Annotated in this window: 15 protein-coding genes; 12 read left to right on the top strand and 3 right to left on the bottom strand. The window is 59.3% G+C overall.

Annotated features, from left to right (window positions below):
* Window positions 1-328 precede the first annotated feature (328 nt).
* Entirely contained in the window at window positions 329-2,200 is a 1,872-nt protein-coding gene (locus H8B13_RS01055) for a cellulase family glycosylhydrolase (protein WP_187308981.1), read from the top strand.
* A gap of 70 nt (window positions 2,201-2,270) precedes the next feature.
* Window positions 2,271-3,599 (top strand): gluconate:H+ symporter, encoded by a 1,329-nt coding sequence (locus H8B13_RS01050; RefSeq protein ID WP_187308980.1) that lies wholly within the window; start codon window positions 2,271-2,273, stop codon window positions 3,597-3,599.
* A 95-nt stretch (window positions 3,600-3,694) separates the two neighbouring features.
* On the opposite strand, the gene H8B13_RS01045 is transcribed toward H8B13_RS01050, so the two are convergent.
* Window positions 3,695-3,985, bottom strand: coding sequence for a hypothetical protein (locus H8B13_RS01045; protein WP_187308979.1), 291 nt, complete (start codon window positions 3,983-3,985; stop codon window positions 3,695-3,697).
* 234 nt (window positions 3,986-4,219) lie between these two features.
* Here H8B13_RS01045 and H8B13_RS01040 point away from each other — a divergent pair, with 234 nt between their 5' ends.
* The 4 genes from H8B13_RS01040 to H8B13_RS01025 all read left to right on the top strand — a co-directional run bounded on the left by H8B13_RS01040 (window position 4,220) and on the right by H8B13_RS01025 (window position 8,480).
* Window positions 4,220-4,690 carry a S24 family peptidase gene (locus tag H8B13_RS01040; protein ID WP_187308978.1) on the top strand — a complete coding sequence of 157 codons (471 nt, stop codon included), beginning with the start codon at window positions 4,220-4,222 and terminating at the stop codon, window positions 4,688-4,690.
* A complete protein-coding gene (locus H8B13_RS01035; RefSeq protein WP_187308977.1) occupies window positions 4,674-5,969 on the top strand; it encodes a Y-family DNA polymerase in 1,296 nt (431 codons plus the stop codon). The genes H8B13_RS01040 and H8B13_RS01035 overlap by 17 nt, the downstream gene beginning before the upstream one ends.
* Before the next feature lie 248 nt (window positions 5,970-6,217).
* Window positions 6,218-7,747, top strand: coding sequence for a phage integrase SAM-like domain-containing protein (locus H8B13_RS01030; protein WP_187308976.1), 1,530 nt, complete (start codon window positions 6,218-6,220; stop codon window positions 7,745-7,747).
* Between the two features lie 148 nt (window positions 7,748-7,895).
* Window positions 7,896-8,480, top strand: a complete 585-nt coding sequence (locus H8B13_RS01025; RefSeq protein ID WP_261990176.1) for a Crp/Fnr family transcriptional regulator — start codon at window positions 7,896-7,898, stop codon at window positions 8,478-8,480.
* A 72-nt stretch (window positions 8,481-8,552) separates the two neighbouring features.
* On the opposite strand, the gene H8B13_RS01020 is transcribed toward H8B13_RS01025, so the two are convergent.
* Window positions 8,553-9,350, bottom strand: coding sequence for an alpha/beta fold hydrolase (locus H8B13_RS01020; RefSeq protein WP_187308975.1), 798 nt, complete (start codon window positions 9,348-9,350; stop codon window positions 8,553-8,555).
* Between the two features lie 227 nt (window positions 9,351-9,577).
* Between H8B13_RS01020 and H8B13_RS01015 the strand changes: the two genes are divergently transcribed.
* From H8B13_RS01015 to H8B13_RS01000, 4 genes are read left to right on the top strand one after another with little or no spacing between them, the layout of a single operon-like run.
* Complete coding sequence (locus H8B13_RS01015) at window positions 9,578-10,102, top strand: ester cyclase (RefSeq protein WP_187308974.1); 525 nt, start codon at window positions 9,578-9,580, stop codon at window positions 10,100-10,102.
* A 55-nt stretch (window positions 10,103-10,157) separates the two neighbouring features.
* Window positions 10,158-11,105: a VOC family protein gene (locus H8B13_RS01010; protein ID WP_187308973.1), complete on the top strand. Its 948-nt coding sequence runs from the start codon at window positions 10,158-10,160 to the stop codon at window positions 11,103-11,105.
* A 49-nt stretch (window positions 11,106-11,154) separates the two neighbouring features.
* Window positions 11,155-11,841: an alpha/beta hydrolase gene (locus tag H8B13_RS01005; protein WP_187308972.1), complete on the top strand. Its 687-nt coding sequence runs from the start codon at window positions 11,155-11,157 to the stop codon at window positions 11,839-11,841.
* A gap of 56 nt (window positions 11,842-11,897) precedes the next feature.
* A complete protein-coding gene (locus tag H8B13_RS01000; protein WP_187308971.1) occupies window positions 11,898-12,557 on the top strand; it encodes a YceI family protein in 660 nt (219 codons plus the stop codon).
* A gap of 95 nt (window positions 12,558-12,652) precedes the next feature.
* On the opposite strand, the gene H8B13_RS00995 is transcribed toward H8B13_RS01000, so the two are convergent.
* Window positions 12,653-13,444, bottom strand: coding sequence for an SDR family oxidoreductase (locus H8B13_RS00995; RefSeq protein WP_410054428.1), 792 nt, complete (start codon window positions 13,442-13,444; stop codon window positions 12,653-12,655).
* A 274-nt stretch (window positions 13,445-13,718) separates the two neighbouring features.
* Here H8B13_RS00995 and H8B13_RS00990 point away from each other — a divergent pair, with 274 nt between their 5' ends.
* A complete protein-coding gene (locus H8B13_RS00990) occupies window positions 13,719-16,151 on the top strand; it encodes a glycoside hydrolase family 3 C-terminal domain-containing protein (protein WP_187308969.1) in 2,433 nt (810 codons plus the stop codon).
* A gap of 71 nt (window positions 16,152-16,222) precedes the next feature.
* Window positions 16,223-17,344, top strand: a complete 1,122-nt coding sequence (locus H8B13_RS00985) for an NAD(P)-dependent alcohol dehydrogenase (RefSeq protein ID WP_187308968.1) — start codon at window positions 16,223-16,225, stop codon at window positions 17,342-17,344.
* Window positions 17,345-17,353 lie beyond the last annotated feature (9 nt).

The raw sequence follows: 17,353 nt of genomic DNA, 5'->3' as shown, positions 1-17,353 counted from the left end.
TCCGAGGCAGCATTGTTTTTTAAGCGCCTAAGCCCACCGTGCTGTCCAGCCTGTAAGCTCGCTTAAGCGCTACAAGTAAGCATTTGACGAGTTGGATAAGAGTGTGATTTAAGCGTTGGGCAAGCGACTGGGAGGCTTTTTTGCGCGCAATAAGAGGCTTTTCTTTCACGAAAGCCTTCTACCTTATCGGGCCGATCCGGAAGTGGCAGCTCCCAAAAGCGCCGCTTTTCCCTCCCTGCTTCCTTCCTAAAAATGGTTTGATCATCGCCTCCAACAGGCAGTTGAATGGCCGGACCGGGGAAGTGTCTAGTGTCTTAAGTCCCGCATCATGACCAATCCCTTACTCCAAACTCCTCGCCTACTTCTTATTTCCGGCCGTTATTTAGGCCTACTTATCTACTACTTGTTTGGTGGGGGGCTTTTTTGCCTTTCTCAAACGCTGAGCCCTTTGCACGCGGCGGGGCCGCGAGTGGTGGATGCGACCGGCCGCGAGGTGGTGCTGCGGGGTTACAACGTGGGCGGCTGGCTGCTCCAGGAAAGCTACATCCTCGGCACCGATTCGCTTAATAGTCAGTGGCGTATTCAGCAGGGCTTATTGCGTACCATGCCCGAGGCGGAAGTTGAGGAGTTATATCGGCAATACCGTAAAAACTTCATCACCAAGGCTGACATCGATTTTCTGGGTAAGCAGGGATTCAACGCCGTCCGGCTGCCTTTCCACTACGATTTGTTCCTGACGCCAACCCAGCGCCGCGCCCGCACGGCCGTTATTCGCAACCCGCGCAGCGAGGCACAATTATCGGCCTACGTAGAGCAGCTCAGCACCTGGCACGACCAGAACCAACTGTTCACCGATCAAAATCTGGAGGGGTTTCGCTTCATTGATGACGTTGTAAACTGGTGTGCGGCCAACAAGATGTACGTCATTCTGGACTTGCACGCGGCCCCCGGCGGCCAAGGCACCGACAGTAATATCAACGACAATTTCCGGCCTCTCGACCTGTGGAAGCGGCGCGACAAAAAGGGCCGACTTATCTACCAGGATGTGACTGTGCGCTTATGGGAGAAGCTGGCAGCCCGTTATAAGCAAGACGCGCGCATTGCCATGTATGACCTCATCAACGAGCCGCACAACCTGAACGCTGCCAATGGCTTATCACCCGATAACCAGGAGCTGCGGGCCTTATATGCCCGCCTGATTACGGCCGTGCGCGCCCAGGGTGACCAGCACCTGATCATGCTGGAAGGCAACGGCTACGGCAACGAGTACACCAACCTCACACCCGATAAGCTGGGCGTCAGCGACCGTACCAACCTTGTCTACAACGCTCACCGCTACTGGTGCTCCAACGCGCCCGACGCCACCGACCCGAACCCGAATCAAGTCAACCTGATCCGTAACCTAGTGACTTTCCGCGACCGTTGGCAGGTGCCAGTGTGGGTAGGCGAAACCGGTGAGAACGCTAATGAGTGGTTTGCGGCCGCCGTGCAGGGACTCAACGCTCAGAATATTGGCTGGTGTCACTGGAATATCAAGCGCGTAGATTCTGGGGCAGGCTTGCTGCGCGTGGCGCCCTACGGCAGCCTGCTCACGCCCCAAGGCCGGACGGCGCTGCTGCGCAATGTACAGTTTGCCAATTGTCAGGTAAACTGGGATGTGCTGGCGGCCCTCACCCAGCCAGCCGGCACGCGCGCACCTTTTGCCTCCCACACTATTCCCGGCACCATTTCCGCCACCAATTACGACCTAGGCCGCGACGGCGTAGCCTATCACGACAGCTTCTCCGCCCGCACCGATTTTCGCGACCATACGCCGCACAACCAAGGCAAGGCCTACCGCAACGACGGCGTAGACATCAGCCCCAGCTCCGACGCTACCAATGGTTTTGCCGTGAGTCAGTTAGAAGCAGGCGAGTGGCTCACTTTTACCGTGACGGTAGCTGCGGGCGGGCCTTATACCGCTGAGGTGCGCCTGCAACCGGGCACTACGCTTGGCCGCCTCCGGCTGGAGCTAGATACGCAGCCACTAGGCACAATTACCGTCCCGGCCGGCACCAACTGGACCAGGGTTTCGCTTACTACCCCCATCTTACGGCCGGGCTTCCATATCTTGCGCTTGCTAGTAGAAGCGCCCGTTGGTCAAGTAAGCGAGCTGCGTTTTGCGCCCGTTGCCAAAGGGAAAAAAGCCAGCAGCCAGTAGCCATTGCTCGCTGGCTTTTGCGGTGGTAAGTGCAGTAGGGCACCTACACCAAACACCTCATTTTGCCCCCATGACTTTACTCATCATCCTGCTGACGGTGCTGGCTCTCATCGCCCTCATCAACTGGGGTAAGGTGAATGCCTTTCTGGCCTTTTTGCTGGTTACCATTCCCGCGGGGCTGGCGCTAGGTCTAGCGCCGGGGCAGGTGCTGGCTGCGGTGCAAAAAGGCTTGGGCGATACGCTGGGCTCGGTGGTGTTGGTGGTAGTGCTGGGCGCCATGTTGGGCAAACTGGTGGCTGAAAGTGGCGCTGCCCAGCAAATTGCCGCCGTGCTTGTCGGCCAGTTGGGGGCCAAAAACATTCAGTGGACCATGATGGCTACGGGCTTTATCATCGGTATTCCGCTGTTTTACAATGTGGGTTTTCTGCTGGTCATACCGCTTATCTTCTCGGTAGCCTACCAATACCGCCTCCCGACCCTGTTCGTGGGGTTGCCCCTTCTTGCCGCTCTCTCCGTCCTGCACGGCTTTTTGCCGCCCCACCCCGCCCCCACGGCGCTGGTCGTGCTATTCAAGGCTGATGTAGGCCTAACGTTCGGGTACGGGCTGCTGGTGGCGGTGCCGGCCGTACTGGTTGCCGGTATCTTCTATAGTCGCACGCTGGGTGGCATTATCTCGCAGCCTCTGACCGGGTTCGTGAGCGAGCCGCGCCCCACCAACCAATTACCCGGACGGCTGAATAGCTTTCTATCTTCCCTACTGCCGGTGCTGGTGCTCTCGCTCGTGTTCAGTTTGCAGGCAATTTTGTCCCCCAACGGACCGCTGACTCCAATCCTGGCATTTATCGCCGATCCGGGCGTGGTAATGCTGCTTTCGGTACTGGTAGCCACGTTTAGCCTAGGTCGTGGGCAGGGCAAAAGCATGCACGAGGTAATGGAAATTTACGGCTCTGCTATCCGCGATGTGGCCTTGCTGCTGCTTATCATTGGCGGAGCAGGAGCATTAAAGGAAGTATTAATTGCCAGCGGTGCCAGTTCCGCAATTGCTGCTGGCTTGCAGGGCACCGGTTTGCCGCCCTTGCTGCTGGGCTGGCTGATTGCAGGTTTTATCCGCGTATGCCTGGGTTCGGCTACGGTAGCGGGCCTGACGGCCGCCGGAATTATGCTGCCTACCATGGCGCAGGTAGCCGTGAATCCGAACCTGATGGTGCTAGCCATCGGGGCAGGCAGCCTGCTATTTTCGCACGTCAACGACAGCGGCTTTTGGCTGTTTAAGGAATACTTTAATCTATCCGTGCGCGATACATTTCGCTCTTGGTCGGCGATGGAAACGCTCGTCTCGGTGGTAGGTTTATTGGGCGTGCTCCTCCTCGATTGGGTCTTGCTCCTGGTTTCCCAATGACCGCATAGATATAAAATACTTCCGCAAAAAAGCCCCCCAGATGCTTTCTGGGGGGGGCTTTTTTAGTTGATTTCAGACCAATGTGGAGTTGGCGCCTAATTATATTGTTCGCCCGGCTCCCACCGCTCATCAGCCTTATAAAAAGTGGAGTTTATGTGCTTGGGTTTTGGCTTGATTTCCCCATCTCGGGTCAGAATATCTCTAATCAGATCTTCTACCTTTTCCTGCGGAATGGCTTTCATGGTAATGTCGGCCTCGGGGCGCGTCATGATGATGGCAACATCGATTAGGCCCGGAGTAGCCTCCGTCTGGCGGAACGCAACGACCTGATCCAAGTTTATGGTAATGGGCAAATCTGCGCCATTTCGTAAGGGTTTGAACATCATAGGTGTGTTGCAGTTAGGGTGGATAATGTTTGTAAGGTAACATCTTTATTCTAGCGGGCGTCGGCCTTAAGCTGAACAGTTAGCCCCCGCATTTTTTTGTTTCCTAAAGCAAAATTCAGCCCACGTACTATTCATCGTAGCATTTTACGCCTGTTTTACTAAAAACATTGTCAAATCATATACTAATTTAATTAGCATAGCGTATACTTGCAACAAACCTATTGCTGCGTTGCTATGCGTGAATTTATTGTTGTCTCTGTTTTACGCCAGCCTGTGTGGCTACCCTTCATTCAAAGTTTGGTGCCGGCGGGCTTCCCCTCGCCGGCCCTCGACCACGAATCGGCCGCGCTCGATTTAAATGCGCTCCTACTGCCCCACCCCGATGCTACTTACCTCATCCGCTGCTTCGGCGACAGTATGATGGGTGGCGAGGACGGCATCCGCAGCGGCTCACTGCTGGCCGTTGACTGCACGCTCAAGCCCCAATCAAATGACGTGGTCATAGCCTCCCTCGACGGGATGGATTACACGCTTAAGCGCCTCATCCAGCGCCCCGATCAGTCGTGGTGGCTCGTGCCGGACAACCCCACCTACATGGCTGTTCCCATTGATTCGCCGGATGTGTTCACCGTCTGGGGCGTGGTTACGCATATTGTGAATGAAACCCGCCCCGGCAAACTTGGTCAGCATGTTCGCGCTCGTTGATTGCAATGAATTTTACGTGAGCTGTGAACGGGCTTTTCAAAATAAGCTCAAAGGCTTACCTGTAGTGGTACTCAGCAACAACGATGGCTGCATCATTTCGCGCTCAGCAGAAGCCAAAGCGCTAGGAATCAAGATGGGCGAGCCGTATTTTAAAGTGAAGCCCCTGCTGACACAACACGAGGTACGGGTGTTTTCCAGTAACTACGTCCTCTACGGCGACATGTCCCGCCGCGTGATGCACTACCTCAGTTCCGTAGTGCCCGACGTCGAGATTTACTCTATTGATGAGGCTTTTCTCGATTTGCGCGGCATGGAGCGCTACCACGGCTGCCTCGCCAAGTACGCAACTGATATTAAACAGGAGATATACCGACGCACCCACATTCCGACTTGCGTTGGCATCGGGCCCACCAAAACGCTGGCTAAGCTCGCTAACCGCATAACAAAGAAAAACCCGGCTCTGGGAGGCATTTGTTACCTGGATACGGGAGCCAAACGGCAGTGGGCCCTGGAGCAAGTAGCCGTAGAAGACGTGTGGGGAATTGGGCGGCAGTACGCTACAAAGCTGCACGATGCGGGTATTTGCACTGCAGCCGCCCTAGCGCAGTGCTCCGAGTCGTGGGTGCGCAAGCACTTAGGCGGCGTAGTGGGTGCCCGCCTGGTGCGTGAGCTCCAAGGCTTTCCCTGCCACGCCTTTCAACCCTGCGAGGATGGCGCTACACCCGAGCGGCAAAGCATTGCCTGCACCCGCACCTTTGGAAAGCCTCTCTCAACCTTCGCTGATTTGCTAGGAGCGGTTGGCGCCTTTGCGTCGCGGGCCGCTGAGAAGTTGCGGCGGCAAGGCTCTGCCGTCAACACTATGACGGTATTTATTAGTAAAAACAAGTACGGCACCGAGCCTCCACCCTATACCTTCTCTACCGTCGTTGCGTTGCCCGTAGCCACCGATGACACCAGCGACTTGCTCCGCTACGCCCGTATTGCGCTGAAGCGAATTTGGCAGCCAAGCTCAGTTTATATCAAAGCCGGCGTAGTGCTCGCTGGACTGGAAACGGCAGGCCAGCAGCAACTCGGCTTATTCTCTACTTCTAATAAAGGTGAGGCACGCGCCCGACTTCTGCAAGAGCTTGACCAACTCAACCAGCGCTTTGGCGCAGGCACCGTTCGGTTTGCTACGGCCTCCATTCCCAAAGGCAAGCAATCCGTGCCCTGGCTTGGCAATGCTGATTTTAAGAGTGGAGCCTATACTACAAACTGGGACGAGTTGTGGGCTTTGTAAGGTTTGGAGTTTAACGCAATCAGCTCTCAGCAAACCAAAACAAGTAGCAAAAAGGAAAAGCCCCTCATTTCTGAGAGGCTTTTGTGATCCCGCTGGGATTCACCCCATAAATAATGACCCAAAACAGGGCTTCGTTAGCCTGGAAACGACCTTTATTAGCCAAATGTTTGGACCAGTTTCCTTGATTTGTTTGGACCAATTGGTAGGTTTACCACCCGTAAGTGCCACCCCCTACCCCGGCTCCCTACATGGCAAAGTTTACCATCTCCGCCCGCCTCAAGGCCCGCGCCAATAAGGACGGCACCCAAGCAATCCAGGTCCTGTATACCTATAGCCGTGTCCCCAAGGAGTATGCTGTGGGCCTCTCGATTGCCAAGGCCGATTGGGACCCCGACACCAAGCTCGTACGTACCCAGAGTCCGCTGGCGGCAGATTATAACACCAAGATTAGGCAGGTCCAGGCATTGCTGTTTAGCTGCGCTTCCCGGCTCCCGGAGCCCACCCACGAGTTGGTCAAGCTTAAATACGACTACCTCTTGGCGGAAATCGCCAAGGGGCCGGAGTACCTGGACGAGGAAATCAAAAAGCTAAAAAAGGATATTCGCAAGTCCAAGAAGCGACTTGCCGCCATTCCAGATGTGCCCGGCGATGATGATTTCGTGTGGCCAGAGCCCCCCATCTACCCTCCTAATCCTTTCCGGCCGGTACCGGAGCCACCCGTAGTAAAGGCTCCCGCGAAAAACAAGCTTATCGCCAAGCTGGAAAGTAAGGGTATTTACACCAGTGAGGACAAGAAACGCCAGGACCAAGCCTACTTCCTCAAAATGCAGGGGGAGTATATCCAGGAGTTTATCCAGACGGACAGCATCAAGGCAGGCACCCTCAAGCAAGTGCGCAGCCTGTTCAACAACCTCCAGAAATTCGAACTGGAGAAGCAATATCCCCTGACCTTTGACGCAATGGGGTTCGATTTTTACAAAGCCTACGGGGACTGGGTACTTAACGACTGCGGGAATTATGACAACTTCTATGGCTCCCTGGTCAAGCGTTTGCGGACGTGGCTGGGCTGGTGCGCGGATGAGCGGGGCGTTGCGGTTAACCCCCAGTTCAGGTCCAAGAAATTCAAGGTTCTCAAGGAAGAAAAGGACATCGTGTATCTGAAACTGGACGAACTGGAATGGCTGGACGAATTTCGCCACCACCCCACTTGCAAGTCCTCCTGGATACGCGTCATCGACATGGCCCTGACCCAGGCATCCATTGGGTGCCGGTACAGCGACATGGTGGACTCAAGCTGGTATTATGATGGGGACATGCTCAAGGGCTATACCATCAAAAACGAAAGTCGGTACATGATACCCTTAGCGTCAAGCAAGTGGCTGAAGATAATGGCGCAACCCGAGTACAACATGTCGTTCCGCTTGCCCGTCCGCCATTCAGATAAAGTCCAGGTTCTGAGTGACCAGAAGTTTAACAAGTATTTGAAGGAATGTTTGCGGGCCATGTATGCTGTGCGGGGCCTGCACCAAGAAGAGCATGAGAAGATAGTCACTAAGCAAACTAAGCGTGGGGAGCCCGTTTTCACCCGTTCTTTCAAGTGGGAAGAGGTTTCTTCGCACAGCCTGCGTCGGTCCTTTATCTCCCGCATGGTTCGGTTGGGATACCAAGAACATGAAGTCGCCCTGATGATTGGCACCAAGAGCCTGAATGAACTTAGAAAATATTTTAAGCTAGATGAGGAAGACTTGCGCCGAAGGGCTTTGGAAATACATGTCTAACCCACATTTTGTCAAGCAGTTACAGGACAGCAACGTATTTCACTGTTAGCTATTATCATTGAGAGAAAAAGAACATTACCTGCTTGCGCTGCTGCGCTTCGGGAGCGCCATGTACGGCCAACCCCGCAGATTCCAGTACCTTCAAGGCATGGAATCTCCTGCGGCTTATCAGTTGCTGCGCACCCACCTACAGGCGCGGGTCTCCCTTGCTGACAACGACTTTTCCGTCTTCCAGCAGTATCTGCGGCCCCTGACGCTGGGCAAGCGGCAACACCTGCTGCAGGCGGGGGAGCCCTGCACGCACCTAGCTTTTGTAGTCCAGGGCTGCCTGCGCAGCTACTCACTCAATGCGCAAGGACAAGAACATACGCTCCAGTTTGCGCCGGAAGACTGGTGGGTATCCGATATGTACAGCCTGCTGACGCAGCAGCCAAGCACGATGAACATCGACGCGCTGGAGGACTCGCAGGTGTTGCTGCTGGCCCAGGCGGACATGGAAACCATCTACGCCCGTTTCCCCATCTTCGAGCGCTATTTCCGTTTGCTGATGCAAAGCCGTTTTGTGGCCCTACAGGAGCGGGTCAACGCCTCGCTGAGCCAGACGGCCAGCGAGAAGTATCAGCACTTTCTGCGCAAGTACCCCGGCATTGCCCAGCGCGTGCCCCAGCATTTTATTGCCTCTTATCTAGGCGTTACGCCCGAATCATTAAGCCGCCTGCGGCGGCAGTTGTAGCAAAGCCGCCAGCTATGCCCAAGGCCAGCGGGTAGCGTATTCGCGCCAACCCGACGAGAGGCGGGCGCGCTCCTACCCTTTTTCTACCACCTGGCTGATAAAAGCCGCCGCCTGCTCTAACACGGTTTCCCGCGAGTCTTTGTGGGGGGAATGCCCAATCCCTGGAATCAGCAGCGGGCGGGCTGGTCCGGCAACCTGTTGCACAATGCCCTCAACCTGCGCCAGGCTGCCGTATTCGTCCTCTTCGCCTTGCACCACCAGCACCGGGCAGGCAACGAGGGGTAGAAAGGCTTCGATGTTCCAGTCCCGGTAGTCGGCCCGTAGCCAGGTGTGGGCCCAGGCGGCAAACAGGGCCTCCGTTTTGGCGCTGTGGTATTTCTGCAGCCGTTGCGGCAGGTTAGTGGTCTGGTACGCCTCAACGGCAGCCCGAATGCCGGCCAGCGTCACCTCCTCCACAAAAATGTGGGCGCCTTCGGTGATGACAGCCCGGACGCGGGCAGGATGCTTGGCCGCCGCCAGCAGCGCAATGGAGCCGCCGTCGCTGTGGCCAAACAATATGACTTGGCCAATGCCGCAGTGCACCAGCACCTGTTCCAGCACGTCGGCCTCGGCTTCCATATAGGTAGTGGGCCGCAACTCGCCGGTAAACGGGCTGGAGCGGCCGTGCCCTTGCCGGTCGTAGACGAGCGTGGGACAGTTGGTGGCCGCACCGAGAGCCGCAGGGAAATCCCGCCACAGGTCGATGCTGCCCAGAGAATCGTGTAAAAAAACGAGCGTGGGCCGGTTGGCAGCCCCGGCCGTGCGGCGGAAGGCCAGTTCCAACCCGTTGACGACCAGCTCTTGCTGAAGTGGATATGCAGGAAGTATCATGCGGGTGGTATAATGGCCGGCTATGTGTCAGTACGCTTCATTGCCGATGGGTACAGTTTGTCACCCAGGCAAATTTTGGGCTTTACGCAGTTCGTGCCAGCCATCTGCGGCTACAAAAAGAGTGCACCCGGCCAGTGCTTTCTTATCCTAGGATAATGCGCGGGGGCAGGCCGGAAGCGGAACTTTGTCTTACTCTTTCATCCCGAAAGATAGGACAACCCACAAACATGAAAAAGCTCCTGCTGCCTATCGCCCTACTGGCCGTCTCGCTGACCGCAGCCGCCCAGAAACCCGTTGCCAAGCCCGCTACCAAGTCCGGCAACCTCGTGGCCCAGCACCTGAAAACCTTCGATGAGTTGGATTACGATGTGTTCAGCAACGAGAAGTGGGACCGGCTGCATGAAAGCCACGACCAGAACATCCTAGTGCATTGGCCCGACGGCCACACCACCACTGGCATTCAGCGCCACATCGCCGACCTGAAGGCCATGTTCGTGTACGCCCCCGATACCCAAATTAAGCAGCATCCCCTCAAGCTGGGTCAGGGTAACCTGACGGCAGTGGCCGGCGTGATGACCGGCACCTTTACCAAGCCCATGCCCACGGGCGACGGCAAGTTCATTCAGCCCAACGGCAAGAAATTCAGCCTGCCCATGTCCACTATCGGCGTTTGGAAAGACGGCGTGATGGTGGAAGAATACCTCTACTGGGACAACCAATCTTATATGAAGCAACTCGGGCTGGCTAAATAAATCCGGCCTATTACCACTGCTTCACTGGCCCTCACCAGCTACTTCCCCTATTGTTATGAAACATGCCCTGCTTGCTTATTCTTCGCTGCCCGCCGAACGCATTGGCGTGCACCCGCCGACCGAGCTGCCGGCGGCCATCCGCCTGGGCACCGTGCACCTAGCAGTAGCCAGCCTGCCCCGCTCCCTGGATTTCTACCAGCGCGTGCTCGGGTTTGAACTACTGGGCCAACTGCCGGCCACTGAAGGCCAAGCCGCCCAAGCTGAACTGGGCGTGGCCGGTAGCTCCCAGGTGCTGGTGCGCTTGCAAGAGCAGCCCAATGCCAATCCTATCCCTCGGCGGGGCCGGCTGGGCATTTACCACCTGGCCGTGCTGCTGCCTTCCCGCGGCGATTTAGGTTGCTTTTTAAAGCATGTGCATTCCCTGGGGGTCTACGTAGGCTCCTCAGACCACAACTACAGCGAAGCCACCTACCTGACCGACCCCGACGGCTTTACCATCGAGGTATATCGGGACCGGCCCCGCAGCGAGTGGCAGGTAAGCGAAGAGGGTGAAATCCAGTCGGCCCTCGACCCGCTCGACGAGGCTGGAGTACTGCAGGCGGCGGGTGCTACTTCCTGGCAGGGGCTTCCCGCCGGTACGACCATCGGCCACCTGCACTTTTATACCGGCAGCCTGCCCGAGGCGGCGGCCTTCTACCATACAGCTTTGGGCTTCGACATTGAAACCTGGAGCCTGTCGGGGGCCCTGTTCGTGGGAGCCGGCGGCTACCACCATCACCTAGGCTTAAACGTATGGGCCGCCGGCTCGCCCGCCGCCACCGACGCCGATGCCCGCCTGCTGCGCTGGGAGCTGTGGCTGCCCGAGGCCGCTTCCCGCGACGCAGCCGCCGCTCGCCTGCAAGCTGCCGGCTACGCCCTGGAGCCAACGGCCGAAGGCCCTATTGCTACCGACCCCTGGGGCATCCGCGTGCTGCTGTGCACAGAAGCGCTTTCCCAGCAATAAGCGGCTGGCCTGGGCTAGCCTTCCTTCTCCCTTTTTTCTGACTACTCCCATGACTGTTGCCACCCTTGCGCAGCCCCCGCTGCTTACTGATTTACCCCTGGCCTACCGCCTGGTAAACCCGCCCCAGGCCACCGGCGCTAAGCGACTACTGCTCCTACTGCACGGCGTGGGGGGCAACGAGCTGAACCTGCTGCCCGTGGGCGAGCAGCTGGCCGATGCCCGCACGCTGGTGCTTTCGGTGCGCGCCCCGCTGGTGCTTGGCCCCTTGAGCTTCGGCTTCTACCAGGTTGATTTTTCGTCGGGCAAGCCCGTCTTCAACCAGACCCAGCAGCTCGACGGACAGCGTTTGCTGCTCGGCTTTATTCAAGAGGCCTCGGCCCGGTACGGCATTCCGGCCGGCCAGGTGTACCTGCTGGGCTTCAGTCAGGGCGCCATTATGGCCTATGACGTGGCCCTGACCCACCCGGCCCAGGTGCGCGGCGTGCTGGCTTTCAGCGGCCGCATGCTGGTGGAGTCGCGCCAGCAGCAGGCCCCGGCCGCCGATATCCAGCAGGTTCACTTCTTCCTCAGCCACGGCCGCCACGACGATAAACTGCCCGCCTTCTATGCCGACGAGGCCGTGACGTTCCTGGAATCCCAGGGCATAACCCCGCACTACGAAGCCTTCGAGGGCGGGCACGAAGTATCACCCAGCGGCCTGGCGGCGGCCCGTCAATGGCTGGCCCAATTATCCTAATCAGTTCTCTCCCCTTTGTTTTCTCATCAACCCCTATTACCTCTTTTTAAAAAATCATGAAAAAGCTCCTCCTTCCCTTGTTGTTCGCCGCCACGATGCTGTCGGCTCCCGTGCAGGCTGCTTCCGGCTATGTTACTCCTAAACCGGCAACCGCTTATGCCGCCGTTGAAACCTACAAGGTGCAGCCCCAACTGAGTTCGCTCGGCTGGACGGGCAAGAAAATCGGCGGCCAGCACAGTGGCACCATCGGCTTTAAAGAGGGCTCCGTGCAGGTGAAAGGCAGCCAGCTGGTGGGTGGCACCTTCATCGTGGACATGACCTCCCTCAAGAATACGGACCTGACCGACGCCGACTACAACGCCAAGCTGGTGGGCCACCTAAAATCGGACGATTTCTTCGGCGTAGAGAAGAACCCGACGGCCACCTTCGTCATCACCAGCATCAAGCCCCTGAAGGGGGATGCCAGCGGCAACAATGCCACCATTACGGGTAACCTGACCATCAAAGGCAAGACCAACCCCCTCAGCTTCCCAGCTAAAGTAGGCGTGAAGAATGGCGTAGCTGCCGCGTCGGGCACGGCCAGCATCGACCGCACGAAGTACGATGTTAAGTTCGGCTCCACGTTGTTCGGCACCGCAGCTGACAAAGCTGTTGACGATGTATTCATGCTCAGCTTCAACGTCATTGCCAAAGCCAGTGGCGTAGCGACGCGTTAAGACTTAGCCTTCTTCCGACAGCAAAATTGCAGTGTGGAGAGCCTTAGAGCAGCTAACGCCCTAGCCCGCGCTGACCACGCCCGGGCTAGGGCCTGCTACAGGCTACCCGTGCGCCCCCCATCCACCGGCAGGCTCACCCCGTTGATATAGCCGGCCGCTGGGGAAGCCAGGAATACGACGGCCGCCGCCAGCTCGCTGGCCTGCCCGAAGCGGTGGGCCGGAATCTGCCGGAGCATGGCTTCTTCGACCTGCTGCCTGGACTGACCGGTTTCAGTCACTTTCTTCGTAAGTAGCGACTCGTGGCGCTGTGTGACGGTGGCTCCTGGCAGCACGTTGTTGACCGTGATACCTTGGCTGGCCACTTCGTTCGCCAGCGTTTTGGCCCAGCTGGCGACGGCGCCCCGAATGGTGTTGCTCACCCCCAGGCCGGGCAGCGGAATCTTCACGGAAGTGCTGATAATATTGATAATGCGCCCGTAGCCAGCCTGGGCCATACCCGGGACCAGCGCCTGAGCCAGCAGCTGGTTGCAAATAAGGTGCTGGGCAAAGGCCCTTTCAAACTCGGCGGGGGTGGCGGCCAGCAGCGGCCCGGCGGGCGGCCCCCCCGTGTTGTTTACCAGAATCTGAAAGCCGGTGGGGTGCGCGGCCAGGTGGCCGGCAACGGCCGCGGCCACCTGGCCGGGTTGGCTGAAATCGGCTACCAGGTAGCCGTGCTGCTGCTGGGCGGGCGTCGGGAGCGAGGCCGCTACTGCGGCAAGCGCGGCCTCGTTGCGGGAAATGAGGGTGACGGTGGCGCCGGCTTCGGCTAAAGCGGCAGCTACGGCCCGGCCAATGCCTTGCGTGCTGCCGCCCACCAGGGCGTGATAAGGGAGAAGCATGTGGTTCAGCAGAAATGATGGTTAACTTACTACAGGCCTTACGCAGCTGGAACAAAAAATCTTGCTAATCAATCAGTCCCTAACGCAGCAAAGGAAGCGACAGGAACCCAAAAAAGCCCCCCGGAGGCTAAGAAAGTGGTTGCGCCCAAGCAATTGCGGAAGCCCTACCTTATTACTCTGGGTTATGAATCCCTGCTCCAGAAGTGAGCTTGTAGCACAACTCTTTCCCGGCCGGCGGCAGTGGCCGTCCGGCGCGTGTTTGGTATCCACATTATGCATCTGTATGAGGCATTCTACCTACTTCTTCCGTCACATAGCCAACTGGTTGGCGCGGTGCGTTCTTCCCATTCTGACTACGTTGCTGCCCACCTGGGGTGCCCAAGCCCAGACGCCAGTGCCTATGCCGAAGCTGGGCCGGGCCCGGCTAACCGACGTCGTGGCCGCCCTCACGGTCGAGGAGAAAATCCAGCTGGTGCTGGGCATGGGCATGAAAAACAGCAGCTTCCCGAACGGCCAACCGCCGCCGCCCGGCGTGCTGCCGGCCATGGACCCCACAGATGCGGCCACGCCCGATAAGGTGTCGGGCCAGGCGGGCAGCACCCACGCCGTGCCGCGGCTGGGCATCCCGTCGGTGGCGCTGGCCGACGGGCCGGCCGGCGTGCGCATCAACGCTACCCGCCCCAATGACGCCAAAACCTACTACGCCACGGCTTTCCCGGTGGCCACGCTGCTGGCCTCTAGCTGGGACACCACGCTGGTGCGGCAGCTGGGAGTAGCGTTTGGCAGCGAAGCTCAGGCCTACGGCGTCGACGTGCTGCTGGCACCCGGCCTGAACATCCACCGCAACCCGCTGGGCGGCCGCAACTTCGAGTATTACTCCGAAGACCCGGTGGTATCCGGCTCCGTGGCCGCGGCCCTGGTGCGGGGCGTGCAGCAAGCCGGCGTGGGCACCACCCTCAAGCACCTGGCGGCCAATAACCAGGAGTTCAACCGGATGCAACTCGACTCCCGCATCAGTGAGCGAGCCCTGCGGGAAATCTACCTGCGCAGCTTTCAGCTCGCGCTGCAGCAGTGCCAGCCCTGGACGGTAATGTCGTCGTACAACAAGATAAACGGAACGTATACTTCCGAGAGCCCGGACCTGCTGACCACGCTGCTGCGCCGGGAATGGGGCTTTCAGGGGCTGGTGATGAGCGACTGGTTTGGCGGGCAGAGCGCCCCAGCGCAGTTGGCCGCCGGCAACGACCTGCTTATGCCGGGCACCGTTGCCCAGCGCCAGCAGCTGCAGGCCGCCTTGCAGCAGGGCACCCTCACCCAGCAGCAGCTGGACCTAAGCGTCACGCGCGTGTTGGAGTTGGTGCTGCGCTCTGCCACCTTCCGCAACCTGCCTTTCACCAACCAGCCCGACCTGTCCGCCCACGCCGCCGTGGCCCGGCGGGCTGCCACCGAAAGCATGGTGCTGCTGCGCAATACCGGACGCGCGCTGCCCCTGCCGGCCGGGCGGCGCGTAGCCCTGTTCGGCAACAGTGCCTACCGCCTGATTACGGGCGGCACGGGCAGCGGCGAGGTGAATACCGGCTCGATAACCCAGCTGCCCCAGCGCCTAACCGAAGCCGGTTTTCGGTTGGAAGCGCCCTTGCAAAGCCGCTACGAGCAGTACCTGCAAGCTGAGCAGGCCAAGCAGCCCACCGCGCGGGCCCTGTTTACCCCGGCCCCGGTGATTTCGGAAATGACGTTCGACGCCGCCACTATGCAGCAGCAGGCCCGCACCGCCGAGGTGGCCGTGCTGGTGCTGGGCCGCAGCGCCGGCGAGGGCGAAGACCGCCGCGAGCAGGACGACTTCACCCTGCGCCCGGCCGAGCGCACCCTGCTACAACAGCTGGCCATGGCCTTCCACGCCCAGGGCAAAAAAGTAGTGGTGGTGCTCAACGTGGGCGGCGCGGTGGAAGTGGCCAGCTGGCGCGACCAGGCCGATGCCCTGCTGTTGGCCGGGCAGCCCGGCCAGGAAGGCGCGGCGGCCCTGGCCGACCTGCTCGCGGGCCGGGCCAATCCCTCGGGCAAGCTGGCTTCCACGTACCCCGTGCGCTACGCCGACGTGCCCTTCGCGGCCGAGTTCCCGGGCCGGACGCTGGCCGGGACTGCGGCCAGCGGCTCCATCACGGGTCAGCCCGCCGAAAACGACTACCGCGAAGGCATTTACGTGGGGTACCGCTACTTCAACACTTTTGGCGTGCGGCCGGCCTACGAGTTCGGCTACGGCCTGAGCTACACCACCTTTGGCTACGGGCCGCTGAAGCTGAGCGCGCCCACGTTTGCGGGTAAGCTGACGGCCACGCTCACCGTGACCAACACCGGCCCGGTGGCCGGCAAAGAAGTGGTACAGCTTTACCTGAGCGCCCCCACCGGCCAGCTGCCCAAGCCGGAAAGCGAGTTGAAAGCCTTTGTCAAAACCCGGCTGCTGGCCCCCGGCCAGTCCCAGACGCTCACTTTCACGCTTACGCCCGCTGCGTTGGCCTCTTTTGATACCCGCCGGTCGGCCTGGGTAGCGGAAGCCGGCCCCTACACCGTTCAGGCCGCCGCCTCTAGCCTCGACGTGCGGCAGCGGGCCACGTTCCGGCTGCCGGCCCCGCTGGTAGTCAGCCAAAGCCAGCCGCTGCTGGTGCCCCGCACGCCGGTGGCCGAGCTGCCGCCGCCGGCTGCTTCCCGCACCCGCTGAATTTTTCCCCCAGCGTGCCCCTAAGCACCGAAGTATCTGTTGCCTTTTCTCATCCTTAGCCTAAAACTCCCATGAAGATTACTGCTGCCGTCGTCAAAGAAAAAGGAGGTGCGTTTCTGCTCGAGGAAGCCCAGCTGGACCAGCCCCGACCCCAGGAAGTGCTGGTGCGCATTGTGGCCACTGGCATTTGCCACACCGATATGGTCATTCGCAACCAGCAAATGCCCGCCCCGCTGCCCATGGTACTTGGTCACGAAGGCGCGGGCGTGGTTGAAGCCATTGGCAACGAAGTAACCGAAGTCGCCGTGGGCGACCACGTGGTGCTCACCTTCGGCTACTGCGGCAAGTGCAGCAGCTGCCGCGAGGGCTTTCCCACCTACTGCGAGAACATGCTGCAACATAACTTCGCCGGCAGCCGCCCCGATGGCAGCCACCGCATCCACCAGCATAGCACGCCCGATTTGCACGACAGCTTCTTTTCGCAGTCGTCGTTTGCCACCTACGCCATCGCCCACGAAAACAACACCATCAAGGTGCCCAAGGACGTGCCGCTGGAGCTGCTCGGGCCGCTAGGCTGCGGCATCCAGACCGGGGCCGGGGCCATTCTTAATAGCCTGAACGTGCCCTCTGGAGCCAGCATTGCCGTTTTCGGTACCGGAGCCGTGGGGCTGTCGGCCATTATGGCCTCGCGCGTGGCCGGGGCGACCACCATCATTGCCGTTGACATCAACGACGAGCGCCTGACCTTGGCCAAAGAGCTGGGAGCCACCCACAGCATCAACAGCAAGACGGGCAACGTGGTGGAACAGATTCAGCACATCACCGACAAGGGCACCCACTTCGCTTTCGACACCACGGGCCGCCCTGAAATCATCCGCACGGCCGTGCAGGGGCTGCGCACCCACGGCGTGTGTGGGCTGGTGGGCGTCACCGCGCCCGACAAAGAGCTGAGCTTCGGCCCCAACGACATCATGGTGGCCGGCCGAACCGTGAAGGGCATTTTGCAGGGCGACTCGGTGCCCAGCATCTTCATTCCGCGGCTGATTGCCCTCTACCAGCAAGGCCAGTTTCCCTTTGATAAGCTGGTGAAGTTCTACGAGTTCGACCAGATAAACCAGGCGGCGGAAGACTCGGAGCGCGGCGTAACTATCAAGCCCATCCTACGCATCGGTAAGGTAGAGGTAGGCGTGTAAACAGTTGCC

The organism is Hymenobacter sp. BT188 (assembly GCF_014333585.1).
Classification (GTDB): Bacteria; Bacteroidota; Bacteroidia; order Cytophagales; family Hymenobacteraceae; genus Hymenobacter.
The sequence above is the reverse complement of the archived record's forward strand: the minus strand, read 5'-3'. Positions and strand labels throughout refer to the sequence as shown.